Annotated in this window: 13 protein-coding genes; 7 read left to right on the top strand and 6 right to left on the bottom strand. The window is 61.1% G+C overall.

The window, feature by feature from the left end; translation table 11 throughout:
• Positions 1 to 38: 38 nt before the first annotated feature.
• Positions 39 to 1,265, bottom strand: a complete 1,227-nt coding sequence (locus IB244_RS08190) for a DNA recombination protein RmuC (protein ID WP_192303879.1) — start codon at positions 1,263 to 1,265, stop codon at positions 39 to 41.
• 195 nt (positions 1,266 to 1,460) lie between these two features.
• On the opposite strand from IB244_RS08190, the gene IB244_RS08185 reads away from it, so the two are divergent.
• From IB244_RS08185 to truA, 4 genes are all read left to right on the top strand, one after another.
• On the top strand, positions 1,461 to 2,957 hold the full coding sequence (locus IB244_RS08185; protein WP_192303877.1) for a globin-coupled sensor protein: 1,497 nt from the start codon (positions 1,461 to 1,463) through the stop codon (positions 2,955 to 2,957).
• Positions 2,958 to 3,054: 97 nt separating this feature from the next.
• A complete protein-coding gene (gene def, locus IB244_RS08180) occupies positions 3,055 to 3,573 on the top strand; it encodes a peptide deformylase (RefSeq protein WP_025658739.1) in 519 nt (172 codons plus the stop codon).
• Positions 3,574 to 3,697: 124 nt separating this feature from the next.
• The gene (gene fmt / locus IB244_RS08175) at positions 3,698 to 4,633 is read left to right on the top strand and encodes a methionyl-tRNA formyltransferase (RefSeq protein WP_025658740.1); all 936 of its coding nucleotides are present in this window, start codon (positions 3,698 to 3,700) and stop codon (positions 4,631 to 4,633) included.
• Positions 4,633 to 5,433: a tRNA pseudouridine(38-40) synthase TruA gene (gene truA / locus IB244_RS08170; RefSeq protein ID WP_169679200.1), complete on the top strand. Its 801-nt coding sequence runs from the start codon at positions 4,633 to 4,635 to the stop codon at positions 5,431 to 5,433. The genes fmt and truA overlap by 1 nt, the downstream gene beginning before the upstream one ends.
• Before the next feature lie 12 nt (positions 5,434 to 5,445).
• Here the strand turns inward: truA and IB244_RS08165 are convergent, their stop codons facing one another.
• From IB244_RS08165 to dapD, 3 genes are all read right to left on the bottom strand, one after another.
• Positions 5,446 to 6,042: a hypothetical protein gene (locus IB244_RS08165; RefSeq protein WP_062371269.1), complete on the bottom strand. Its 597-nt coding sequence runs from the start codon at positions 6,040 to 6,042 to the stop codon at positions 5,446 to 5,448.
• Positions 6,029 to 7,222: a succinyl-diaminopimelate desuccinylase gene (gene dapE, locus IB244_RS08160; RefSeq protein ID WP_192303875.1), complete on the bottom strand. Its 1,194-nt coding sequence runs from the start codon at positions 7,220 to 7,222 to the stop codon at positions 6,029 to 6,031. The genes IB244_RS08165 and dapE overlap by 14 nt, the downstream gene beginning before the upstream one ends.
• Before the next feature lie 157 nt (positions 7,223 to 7,379).
• The gene (dapD, locus tag IB244_RS08155) at positions 7,380 to 8,240 is read right to left on the bottom strand and encodes a 2,3,4,5-tetrahydropyridine-2,6-dicarboxylate N-succinyltransferase (protein ID WP_018857714.1); all 861 of its coding nucleotides are present in this window, start codon (positions 8,238 to 8,240) and stop codon (positions 7,380 to 7,382) included.
• 181 nt (positions 8,241 to 8,421) lie between these two features.
• Between dapD and IB244_RS08150 the strand changes: the two genes are divergently transcribed.
• On the top strand, positions 8,422 to 9,288 hold the full coding sequence (locus IB244_RS08150; RefSeq protein WP_018857713.1) for an LOG family protein: 867 nt from the start codon (positions 8,422 to 8,424) through the stop codon (positions 9,286 to 9,288).
• A 49-nt stretch (positions 9,289 to 9,337) separates the two neighbouring features.
• On the opposite strand, the gene IB244_RS08145 is transcribed toward IB244_RS08150, so the two are convergent.
• Positions 9,338 to 9,961 carry an EF-hand domain-containing protein gene (locus IB244_RS08145; protein WP_192303873.1) on the bottom strand — a complete coding sequence of 208 codons (624 nt, stop codon included), beginning with the start codon at positions 9,959 to 9,961 and terminating at the stop codon, positions 9,338 to 9,340.
• Positions 9,962 to 10,070: 109 nt separating this feature from the next.
• Complete coding sequence (locus tag IB244_RS08140) at positions 10,071 to 10,778, bottom strand: pyrimidine 5'-nucleotidase (RefSeq protein ID WP_025658745.1); 708 nt, start codon at positions 10,776 to 10,778, stop codon at positions 10,071 to 10,073.
• 101 nt (positions 10,779 to 10,879) lie between these two features.
• On the opposite strand from IB244_RS08140, the gene IB244_RS08135 reads away from it, so the two are divergent.
• Positions 10,880 to 11,959, top strand: coding sequence for a bifunctional transcriptional activator/DNA repair enzyme AdaA (locus tag IB244_RS08135; RefSeq protein ID WP_025658746.1), 1,080 nt, complete (start codon positions 10,880 to 10,882; stop codon positions 11,957 to 11,959).
• Entirely contained in the window at positions 11,956 to 12,729 is a 774-nt protein-coding gene (locus IB244_RS08130) for an isocitrate lyase/phosphoenolpyruvate mutase family protein (protein ID WP_192303871.1), read from the top strand. Before IB244_RS08135 ends, IB244_RS08130 begins: the two co-directional genes overlap by 4 nt.
• The last annotated feature ends 18 nt before the right edge of the window (positions 12,730 to 12,747 follow it).

Genomic DNA, 12,747 nt, shown 5'->3' with positions numbered 1-12,747 from the left:
TCCAATGCTTTTCTTGAGTGCGACACTGCCTGAAGGGCTTACTCGTCGTCAACCACTCTGAGCTTCAGAAGCCCGCTGCGGCTGTCGACGGATTTTGGCGCGCCATCACCGTCCCGCGCCGCGGCTTTGCTGTTGTCGCCGCCCTCGAACTCCAGAGCTTCGATTTTCGCGCCGCGCTTGGTGAGCTTATCGGTGGAGGTGAGGATCTGGTCGACATCTCTTTGGGTCATGGAAAAATGGCTCTGCAGCTTGCGAACACGCTCGTCGAGACGGCCGAGATCGTCCATCAGGTTCGCGACTTCGCCCTGGATGACGTGTGCCTGGGCCCGCATCCGCTGATCTTTCAGGACTGCCTGAATAACCTGGATGGAGAGCATCAGCAGCGAAGGCGACACGATGACGATGCGCGACCGGTGCGCCTTCTGCACGATCGCTTCGAAATTCTCGTGGATCTCCGCGAAGATCGATTCCGACGGCACGAACATGAAGGCCGTGTCCTGCGTCTCGCCCTGGATCAGATATTTCTCGGAGATATCGCGGATGTGCGTTTCCATGTCGCGGCGGAACTGCTGCGAGGCGACCTTGGCTCCGTCAGGTCCGCCGGCGTCCCGGATCGCGTTCCAGGCTTCAAGCGGGAACTTCGCGTCGACCACCAGCGGTGGTGCGCCGTTGGGCATGCGAATGGTGCAGTCCGGGCGCGAGCCATTGGAAAGCGTCTGTTGGAAGGCATAGGCCCCCATCGGAAGGCCGTCGGCGACAATCGTCTCCATGCGCGATTGGCCGAAAGCGCCGCGTGTCTGCTTGTTGGAGAGGATCGCCTGCAAACCGACGACATCTTTCGCCAGTGTCTGGATGTTGTTCTGGGCGGCATCGATGACGGCGAGACGCTCCTGCAGCCGCTGCAGGTTCTCGTGCGTCGATTTGGTCTGCTCGCTGATCGTCGAACTGACGCGCTGCGACATACCATCGAGACGCTGGTTGATCGCCTGGTTCAGCTCGGACTGCCTCGAGCCGAACACTTCGGCCATTGTCGACATGCGCCCGTGCATTTCCGCCTGGATTTTCAGAAGTTCGGCCATTCGAGCATCCGTCTCGGCGGCACGGAGGCTCGCTACCTCGGCCTGCTCGCGCCGCACCTGCCCGCTGCGGACGAGAAAGAGGATCAGCAACAAGACCAGAGCCGCGATCGCGCCTCCGGCGAGCGCCAGCGTGGCAGGACTGATACGGGAAAGGGCGAGGAGAAACGACTCAGAGCTGGTGTTCATTTCGCCACCATAACAAACTCGTGTGGGATGGCTAGATCAAAACGTGAACAACTCGCAAGCCTTCCCAAAGGATTGGCTCGTAGAGGGAACAAACGACAATTGACAAATCTCAAGTTCATTTAACCTTTGCTCAACCATATTGCGTAAAAGGTCAGGTCAAATTCCCTTTTGCATCAATTACAAAGCAGAGAGATCATGACCAGCCAGCAGTCCGACAGCACGCTCAAGCAACGCCTCGATTTCATCGAGCTGGACGACGGAGCCCGCGCGGCGCTGCGTGAGATGCGCCCGGCAATCTCGGAGTTGCTCGGCGGCGCTCTCGACAAGTTTTACGCGAAGCTGGCAAGGACGTCTGAGGTCGCAAGTTTCTTTGCCGATAAAGCGCATATGGGACATGCCAAGAAGCGCCAGGAAGACCACTGGGCCAATCTGGCTTGCGGCAACTTCGACGAAACCTACGTCAAAGGCGTGGTCACGGTGGGCAAGACCCATGCCCGTATTGGCCTCGAGCCTCGCTGGTATATCGGTGGCTACGCGCTGCTGATGAGCGAACTCGTGAAGGGCCTGATGGCCAGGCAGTGGCCCTCCATGTTCGCCAGGCAACAGGGCAAGGTGCTGGCCGAGAAGCTTTCAGCGGTCATCAAGGCCGCGATGCTCGATATGGACTATTCGATCTCGGTCTATCTGGAAGCGCTCGAAGAGAAGCGACGCAAGCTGGAAGAAGAGCGCGTAAAGGCCGAGCAGGACCAGGCCGTTGCGCTCGATCATCTTCGCCGCGGTCTGGAGGCGCTGTCGAACGGCGATCTCGAGGCCACGCTGCCGCCAGATCTCCCCGGTAATTTCAAAGCCATGGCCGACGACTATAACCGCGCCGTCGCCGCTCTTCGCGCGTCCTTTGGCTCGGTGCGGGCAACCTCGGGCGAGATCCTGAGGGGTACGGACGTGATCGCCAAGGCCTCCGATGACCTTGCTTTGCGGACGGCCCAGCAGGCAGCTGGCGTCGAGGAAAGCTCGGCGGCGCTGCAACAGCTTTCGGTCAGTGTCGGACAGACTGCCGCAAACGCCGAAAAGGCATCCGGTGCGGTCCGTGAGACGCAGCAGAAGGCCAAGAACTCCGGCGAACTCGTCACCAGCGCCGTTTCCGCGATGGCCGGCATCGAAAAATCCTCGACCGAGATCGCCAAGATCATCGGCGTCATCGACGAGATTGCTTTCCAGACGAACCTGCTGGCGTTGAACGCCGGCGTGGAGGCTGCGCGCGCCGGCGAAGCGGGCAAGGGCTTTGCCGTCGTGGCGCAAGAGGTCCGCCAACTGGCGCAGCGCACCGCCGACGCCGCCAAGGAGATCAAGAACCTGATTTCGGAAAGCTCGGTCCAGGTGAACGAAGGAGTGGACATCGTCAGCAGCACCGGCGAGGCGCTGAGCGACATGATCAACCGCATCGATATCATCAACAGCTTCGTTGCCGATATCGCCGCTGCCGCGCGCGATCAGGCAACCGGGGTCAACGAGGTCAGTGTCGCCATCCGCAACATGGACACGATCACGCAGCAGAACTCGGGAATGGTCGAGAACACCTCTGCCGAGACGCGGCGCCTGCGCGGCGAAGTCGACAATCTGGTTGCACTGCTGCAGCGCTTCCGTACCGGCGTCGAGCAACGTTCGATGACCACGACACGCCGCGCCGCATGACGGGAATGCGGCGAAATTCCGGGCTGGGGCGTAAAAAAGCGCTCCGCCAGCCCACCGGATAATTCCATCCTGGAAAAAGATGCGTTATGGGAACGCCATGACCATCAAGCCACTCATCATTCTCCCCGATCCGCTGCTTCGTCAGGTTTCCAAGCCGATCGAGCGCGTTGACGCCGATCTTCAGCGACTTGCCGACGACATGCTTGAAACCATGTACGACGCGCCCGGTATCGGCCTTGCTGCCATCCAGATCGGCGTGCCGCGCCGCATGCTGGTCATCGACGTTTCCCGCGAGGGCGAAGAGAAGCAGCCCCTCGTATTCGTCAATCCGGAGGTCGTGGCATCGACAGACGAGCGTTCGGTATATGAGGAGGGATGCCTTTCGATCCCTGACTATTATGCCGAAGTCGAACGCCCGGCGACCGTCACCGTCAAATATCTCGACCGTGATGGCAAGGAGCAGACGGTGCAAGCCGACGGCCTGCTCGCGACCTGCCTGCAGCACGAGATTGACCACCTGAACGGCGTACTCTTCATCGACCACATTTCTCGCCTGAAGCGGGACATGGTGATCAAGAAGTTCACAAAGGCGGCGAAGTCGGCGAAGGCGCTCTAACCGGACCTTTGCTGACGCAGCCTCGCTGGACAGGCGATTTCGCGGGCCGGATGCCTGAAGGGGCTTGATCTGAAGCTCGCAAGCCCGTTTGAAGACGTCTGACCGGAAACATGGCGGGATAGAAATGTCGCTTCGCATCATCTTCATGGGCACGCCCGAATTCTCCGTCCCGACCCTGCGAGCGCTGATCGACGCGGGTCACACGATTCTTGCCGTCTACACGCAGCCGCCACGGCCGGGCGGACGGCGCGGGTTGGACCTGCAGAAGTCGCCGGTGCACCAGGCGGCTGAGCTGCTCGGCATTCCCGTCTTTACGCCGGTGAATTTCAAGGATCCGGAAGAGCGCGAGCGCTTCAGGGCGCATGATGCAGATGTCGCTGTTGTGGTTGCCTATGGACTGCTATTGCCGGAGGCGATTCTGACCGGCACGCGCCACGGCTGCTACAATGGTCATGCCTCACTCCTGCCCCGGTGGCGGGGTGCTGCTCCGATTCAGCGGGCGATCATGGCCGGCGACGAAAAGACCGGCATGATGGTGATGAAGATGGACAAGGGGCTCGATACCGGCCCGGTGGCTCTCACCGGTGAAGTCGAGATCGGCCCCGACACCACGGCCGGGGAATTGCACGACAAGCTGATGCATGTCGGGGCCAGGGCAATGGCTGAGGCAATGGTCAAGCTCGAGATGGGCGATCTTCCCCTGACGCCGCAGCCGTCGGACGGTGTGCTCTACGCCGCCAAGATCGACAAGGGCGAGACGCGGATCGACTTCTCGCGGGACGCCGCTGACATCCATAATCACATTCGCGGTCTGGCGCCGTTTCCGGGCGCGTGGTTCGAAGTGGCAATCGGCGGCAAGCCTGAGCGCGTCAAGGTGCTGGCCTCGGAAATCGCACAGGGCCGCGGCAGCGCTGGCGAGTTGCTGACCGATGATCTGGTCGTTGCCTGTGGAACCGGCGCCGTTCGCCTGACCAGACTGCAGAAAGCCGGTGGCAAGCCGTTGCCGGCCGCTGATTTCCTGCGCGGGACACCGCTTCCATCGGGCACGAGGCTTCCCTGATGCATCGTTACCGCATGATCGTTGAATATGACGGTGGTCCTTACGTTGGCTGGCAGCGGCAGGAGAACGGACCGTCTGTCCAAGGGGCGATCGAGAAGGCGATTCTGTCGGCAAGCGGTGAGACGGTGTCGATCCGCGGCGCGGGGCGCACCGATTCCGGCGTTCATGCAATGGGCCAGGTCATCCATGCCGATCTCGCCAGGGAGTGGTCGGCCTTCAAATTGCAGAATGCGCTGAACGCCCACCTCAAGATGGCCGGGGAGCGGGTCGCGATCGTCAGCGTGGAAGCGGCGAGCGAGTTCTTCGACGCACGGTTCTCGGCGCTGCGGCGCCATTATCTTTATCGCATCATCAGCCGCCGGGCGCCGTTGGCGCTGGGGGCCGGGAAGGCATGGTGGGTCCCAAAAGCGCTTGACCATGAGGTCATGCATGCGGCGGCGCAGACGCTCGTCGGCAAGCACGATTTCTCCACCTTCCGCTCCGCACATTGCCAGGCCAACAGTCCGATTCGAACACTTGATCGGCTGGACGTGACGAGAAACGGCGAACTGATCGAGATTCGTGCTACGGCCCAAAGCTTCCTGCACAACCAGATCCGTTCTTTCGCGGGAACACTCAAGCTCGCGGGGGAGGGCAAATGGACGCCGGCCGACGTCCGCGCCGCGTTGGATGCGCGAGACCGCAAGGCCTGTGGCCCGGTCGCGCCGCCGGATGGACTCTATTTCATGCAGGTGGACTATCCCGACGTCATCGTCGACCGGCGCCCGCCGGTGGAAGGCGACGACGGCGAGGACTTCTGATTTTTTCGCTGATCAGACGGGATAAATGCCGAGAAAGCGCTGCAGGTATTCCGACAGCATCAGTGATGGCACGAGCAGCACCAGCGTGAGTGCCCCAACCATCAGGCCTTGGCCGTAAAAGATCATCCTCAGGATGCGTGCGATCGCAAAGACCTGCGCAAGCATGAAGGCCAGCAGCAGCACCGAGACGAGGCCAACCAGCTGTGGCAGGAAGAAGACGAGCGCGAGCAGCATCCCATTGACGTAGGACAGCGGCACGCCGAGCCAATTGACGCTGACGATAACAGGCCCAAAACGCTCGCCCTTCTTGAAGGCCAGCAGCAGCAAGCCTGCAAAGACCAGCGGCACGAACCAATTGGCGGCCTCGACGAGCCCGAGTCTGAAATAGAAGAGTGCGCCGACGTCGGTATGCGGCGGCATCGTTTGCAGGAAGGCCTGGCGCCACCATAGCCACGAGATGCCCATTGGCGGCAGGCACCAGAAGATCGCCCAGAACGAGCGGTTGACGCCGCGATCCGACATGTCGAGGAAGCGAAAGCCGCGCGGATCCATGCGGATCAGCAGCCAGATCCCGGCAAGATAGTACTGAACTTCCCTAAAGCCCGGCATTAGCGAACCAGCGCTCGATGAAGGTTTCATAGATTACCGTGAGTCGCTCGAGGTCGGAAATTGCGACGCGTTCATCGACCATGTGCATCGTCTGGCCGACAAGGCCGAACTCGACGACCGGGCAGTAATCCTTGATGAAGCGGGCGTCCGACGTGCCGCCCGTCGTGGAGAGCTTCGGGGACTGGCCGGTGACGCTTTCGACGGCCGAAGACAGCGAGGCGATCAGCGCGTTGTTGCGGGTCAGGAAGACGTGGCTCGGGCGCTCGGCCCAGACGATATCGTATTTGAGCGGCGCACGGCCGGGGCGCAGCACGCCTTCCGCTGCCGCGGCATCGAGGCGGCGCAGGATCTCCTGTTGTAGGCTCGCGGCGGTCCACGTGTCGTTGAAGCGAATGTTGAAGCTCGCCGTTGCCTTGGCGGGTACGACGTTCGTCGCCGGATTGCCGACGTCGATGGTCGTCACTTCCAGGTTGGACGGCTGGAAATTGTCGGTGCCAGCGTCGAAAGGTGGGTCCATCAGCGCTTGCGTGAGTTGCAGGATGCCGCGCACCGCATTGTCGGCAAGATGCGGGTAAGCGGCATGGCCCTGGACGCCATGCACGGTGATTTTGCCGGAGAGCGAGCCACGGCGGCCGATCTTGATCATGTCGCCGAGCTTGTCCGGATTGGTCGGCTCGCCGACGAGGCAGGCATCCCAGCGCTCGCCGCGCTCGGCCGCCCATTGCAGCAGCTTGATCGTGCCGTTGATCGCCGGGCCCTCCTCATCGCCGGTGATCAGGAACGAGACCGAGCCCTTCGGTGCGCCATGCTTTTCGATATAGCGGGCAATGGCCGCGACAAAGCAGGCGACCCCGCCCTTCATGTCGACAGCGCCGCGTCCGAAGAGTTCGCCGTCCGCAATCTCGGCGGCGAAGGGCGGATGCGTCCAGGCGGCTTCGTCGCCAACCGGCACGACGTCGGTATGCCCAGCAAACATCAGGTGCGGGCCTTCGCCGCCGAGCCGCGCATAGAGGTTCTCGATATCGGGCGTTCCCGGCTCGGCCGCCTTCACCTTATCCACCTTGAAGCCAAGCGGCGACAGCATTGCCTCGAGCGCCGAAAGCGCGCCGCCTTCAGCGGGCGTGACGGACGGGCAGCGAATCAGAGTCTGAAGATTGGCAACGGGATCGGTAGCGGTCATGGGAGTGGAACTATCCAGCGGTAGTGGCAAAGAAAAGGCAAGGCGGCGGTACCGCCTTGTTGGAATGTGCCGTTCATTTTGCCGGATCAAGTCCGACCGTCAGCGTTTCGGAGGCACCCATCGTTTCAGACGAGATCGCCGGAACCTCAAGACTTGATCAGTCGCGAAGCAGTTCGTTGATGCCGGTCTTCGAGCGGGTCTTTTCGTCGACGCGCTTGACGATGACGGCGCAGTAGAGGTGCGGCGCCGGCTGGCCGTTGGCCATGGTGGCATTGCCCGACGGCATCGAGCCTGCAACGACGACGGAGTAGGGCGGCACTTCGCCGTACATCACTTCGCCGGTGGCGCGATCGACGATCTTGGTCGACTTGCCGATATAAACGCCCATGCCGAGGACCGAGCCCTCGCGGATGATGCAGCCTTCGACGACTTCCGAACGCGCGCCGATGAAGCAGTTGTCCTCGATGATCGTTGGGCCGGCCTGCATCGGCTCAAGAACGCCGCCAATGCCGACGCCGCCCGAGAGGTGCACATGCTTGCCGATCTGCGCGCAGGAACCGACGGTCGCCCAGGTATCGACCATCGTGCCTTCGTCGACGAAGGCGCCGAGGTTGACGAAGGACGGCATCAGCACGACGTTCTTGGCGATGTAGGCGGAGCGACGCACGACGCAGTTCGGCACGGCGCGGAAGCCGGCAGCGCGATACTGGTTTTCACCCCAGCCTTCGAACTTGGATGGCACCTTGTCCCACCAGGTCGAGTTGCCCGAACCGCCCTTGACGACTTCCATGTCGTTCAGGCGGAACGAGAGGAGGACGGCCTTCTTCAGCCATTGATTGACCTTCCAGACGCCGTCGTTGCCACGCTCGGCAACGCGTGCCTTGCCGCCATCGAGGAGTTCGAGCGCTGTTTCGACGGCGTCGCGGACTTCGCCCTTCGTCGACGTATTCACATTGTCGCGGTTGTCGAAGGCGGCTTCGATGGTCTTTTCGAGGGAGGAAAGGTCGCTGGCGCTCATGGGAATTCCTTAAACTTCGATCTTTATCGTTGGAGACCGAAGCCTCCGGAATTGTGATTGGCAGGGTGCGATCTGCTCTATCGCATGAACGGGTAAAATGGAATGATTTTTCCCGCGGCGTTTCAACGCCTCGGGACGACATACCGGCTCTGAAAGCCGGCGGTATTGAAAGGCATTAGGCATGGCAAAGGCACGAAACGGCAGACTGCGGCGCAAGGATGGCGTATGGGCCCCCCTCAAGACGAGTGCGGTCGACAAGCATCGCGCCGAGTCCGTCCCAAAGACGCCGCAGACCCTGTCACCGGCCTATCGTCTTGCCTATGTCGACGAGGATTTTTTGTGCCGCGAGGAGTTGCGGCCGATCCGGCTGCAGCTCGAACTGCTGAAGGTGGAGATGTTGCTCGCCGAGCGCGGCATCAAGTCAACGGTGGTGATGTTTGGTGGCGCCCGTATTCCTGCTCCCGGCCAGAGCGCATGGGCGGCGCGCAACGAGGTGCAGCGGGCCAATCTCGAGGCCGCGTCCGTCTACTACGACGAGGCACGCAAGTTTGCGCGGCTCTGCTCGAAGTATTCGGCGAGCTTCGATTTCCACGAATACGTTATTGTCACCGGTGGCGGGCCTGGTGTCATGGAGGCCGGCAATCGTGGTGCCGCCGATGAAGGCGCGCCGTCGATCGGTCTCAATATCGTTTTGCCGCACGAGCAGGCGCCGAACGTCTACGTCACGCCGGAGCTCAGCTTCAACTTTCACTACTTCGCCATCCGCAAGATGCACTTCATGGTGCGCGCCAAGGCGATTGCGGTCTTTCCCGGCGGTTTCGGCACGCTGGACGAATTCTTTGAGTGCCTGACGCTGATTCAGACAGGCCGCATGGAGAAGATGCCGCTCATCCTGTTCGGAGAGAAGTTCTGGCGCAGCATCATCAATTTCGAGGCACTGGCCGAGTTCGGCACGATCGCGCCTGACGATGTCGATCTGATCAGCTTCGTCGACACCGCGGATGCCGCCTGGAAGATTATCGAGGACTTCTACGAACACCACGAATAGAAAGGCCCGCCAGAACGACGGGCCTTGCGATCGATCGGTAAGTCCAAACTTACGGGAATGGACGATCCGGCATATCGTCGAGCGAGATTACCCCGTCCTTGTTGCGATCCATCCAGGTGAAGAACTTGTCGAAGGCGGCTTCGGCTTCCTGCTTGGAAATCTGGCCGTTCTCGTCGGTATCGAAGCGCTGCATCATCATCATGCCTCGCATCATTCCGCCACGCATGCCGCGGCCTTCAGGGGTGGCCTGCAGTGGTGCTGGCTGGGCGCTGTCGGCATCGGCCGGCGGTGCCATCGGCATTGCATCGTCATCCGCGGTATCATCCGCAGGTGCCTTCATCTTGGCCATCATGGCTTCGCGGTGCTTGCGGATTTCCCCTGGCGTCAGCGAGCCGTCCTTGTCGGTGTCGATCGCGACGAAGATTGCCTCCATGCCGTCCTTGGCTTCCTGCTTGGAGATCTGGCCGTCCTTGTTGGTGTCGAACTGCTTCAGCATGCGAACGAAGATGACTTCGCGGATCGCGCCCATGCGCGGGCCCATCATCATGCCCATGCTGTGCTGCGGGCGAGGCCGATGAGGCTTCTTGTCGTGAGATGCTGCAAAACTGGTGCCTGCGGCACCAACGATCAAGACGGAGGAGAGTGCGGCCAGTATCAGCTTGTTCCGAGACATTTCAGCTCCTTTCAATATGCAATCGCAATCGGATTACAGATGAGAGGGTAGGGCTGGTGTGGCAAAACGCCCAATTAAAGATCGGTAAGCTGGATAAAACTTTCGTAACCTAACCGGTAATCTTCGCAAGAAAATCAGTGAGATCGTCGGTCACGAAGTCGATATGATCGTCCTCGCCGCTGGTCTTTTCCCACCATTCGACAACCGTGTCTTCGAGATTGTTTGGCACCAGCAACACTGTCTGCATGCCAAGGGTCTTTGGAACCTTGAGATTGCGCGGCAGGTCTTCGAACATCGCCGCCTTGCCGGTCTCCACCCGCTTCAACGCTGCGAACTTGTCGTAGGTCGCCTGCGCCGGCTTCGGCACGAAGTCCGCCGCCACGATGTCGAAGATGTCATCGAAATGCTCGAGGATGCCCAGCGCGCCCGCCGCCATCTCGGCATGCTTGACGCTTCCATTGGTGAAGATGAACTTCCGACCCGGCAGGGCCTTGATGGCCGCGCCCAGTTCGGGCTGCGCCGTCAGGCTGGAATAATCGATCGCATGCGCCTTCTCGAGGAAGTCGTTCGGATCGACACCGTGGTGGATCATCAGTCCCTGCAGCGTCGTGCCATGATCGTGATAATATTGCTTCTGCAGCTTGCGCGCCTCGTCCCGCTCCATCTGCAGCAAAGTCGAGACGTAGGCCGTCATGTTCTTGTCGATCTGCGCGAACAGGTTGACGTGATGCGGGTAGAGCGTGTTGTCGAGGTCGAAAACCCACTCGGTCACATGCGAGAAGTCCGCCTTGGTCGGCGTGCGATCTATCTTGGTCATGGGGGCGTTATGGCACGGCTTGCCGCGCAAGGAAATCGGCAAGAAAAAATAGACGCCCGATTTGCGGCGGACGCGGCATGCAAGGGATGTTAGAACGCCTCATGCTCTTCGATCTGCCCAATGACGATGCGCTCTACGACGCGCTGATTGCCCGAAGCCCTGCCTATGAGGGCCGCGCTTACGTTTGCGTCAAGACAACCGGCATTTTCTGCCGGCTGACCTGCCCGGCTCGCAAGCCGAAGCGAGAAAATACCCTCTTCTACGATTCCATCGCCACCTGCATGCAATCCGGATTTCGGCCGTGCCAGCGGTGCCGGCCATTGGAAGAGGCGGACAGGGAGCCGATTGTTGACGAACTCCTCGAGGCACTCGACAACAATCCGGCAGCGCGATGGACGGAGGACGATCTTATCGCGCGCGGCTACGACCCCTCGACCGTGCGGCGGGCTTTCAAGCGATCAACAGGCGTGACGTTCCTCGATATCGCCCGCTATCGCCGTCTTGGCGAGGCGGAGAAGCAACTGGCGAATGGCGCTCGTGTCATCGATGCTCAGATTGAGGCTGGGTATGAGTCCGGCAGCGGCTTTCGCGCCGCATTCCAGCGGCTGATCGGCAAGGCGCCTGTCATGTCGCAGAAGCGTGATCTCCTGTTTGCCGATTGGTTCGAAACGCCTCTCGGGCCCATGGTGGCGGTCGCGGACCAGACACATCTGCATCTCCTTGAATTCCACGACCGCAAGGCGCTGCCGGCCGAACTGGATAAGCTGCAGCGCAAGACGCGCTCCTCGGTTGCGGCCGGCCGCACACCTGCGATCGATCAGATCGATACTGAGGTGAAGGACTATTTCGATGGCCGGTCTGCTGCGTTCCGGACGCCGCTTGCGCTGGGCTTCGGCACAGCCTTCGAACGTCAGGTCTGGTCGAAGCTGATGGAGATACCCGTCGGCGAGACACGCGCTTATGGTGATATTGCGCGTGACATGGAGAACCCGCAGATGGTGCGGGCCGTCGGGCGCGCCAATGGCGCGAACCAGATGGCAATCGTCATCCCGTGCCATCGCCTGATTGGCGCCGACGGATCTCTGACCGGCTACGGCGGCGGGCTCTGGCGCAAGCAATGGCTTTTGCGGCACGAAGATGAGATGAAGACCAAGGGATTGTTTGTGGAGGAGATCCAATGAATCAGGCCGAGAAGGCAAAGGCATTCGGTGCGCTGCATCAGAAGGGCAACCCTGTCGTCCTTTACAACATATGGGACGCCGGAACGGCGAAGGCCGTGACCGAGGCCGGCGCCAAGGCTCTTGCGACGGGAAGCTGGTCAGTCGCCGCCGCGCAGGGTTATGGGGATGGTGAAAAGATTCCGCTCGAAGCGCTGGTTGCCACCACGCGGTCGATCACCACGGTGAATGACCTGCCGCTCTCGGTCGATTTCGAGGGCGCCTATTCGACGGAACCGGCCGGTGCCGCCGCCAATGTCGAAAAGCTGATCGACGCCGGCGCCATCGGCATCAATTTCGAAGATCAGGTGGTCGGCGGTGAAGGCTTGCACCCGGTTGAGAAGCAGGCCGCCCGCATCCGCGCCATTCGCGAGATGGCGGATCGCCGTGGCATTACCTTCTTCATCAACGCCCGCACCGATCTGTTTCTGCGCGAAGGTGATCTCTCAAAGCACGCAGGACTGGTCGATGCAGCGATCGAGCGTGGCAAGGCTTACGCCGCTGCCGGTGCCAACGGCTTCTTCGTGCCTTGGCTAATCGATGAGGGCCTGATCGAGAAAATCTCAGCCGCCTCGGACTTGCCGGTCAACATCATGATGCGACCGGGCGCTCCCGATGTTAAGACGCTGGCGAGGCTTGGCGTCAGCCGCGTCAGCTATGGGCCAGGACCCTATCGGATGATGATGGAGAAGCTGAAAGAGGCAGCCACGGCGGTCTATGCCGCCGCAGGCTAAAGCACAACTCCCGGAAAA

The organism is Rhizobium sp. RHZ02 (assembly GCF_014851575.1).
Lineage (GTDB): Bacteria > Pseudomonadota > Alphaproteobacteria > Rhizobiales > Rhizobiaceae > Rhizobium > Rhizobium altiplani.
The sequence above is the reverse complement of the archived record's forward strand: the minus strand, read 5'-3'. Positions and strand labels throughout refer to the sequence as shown.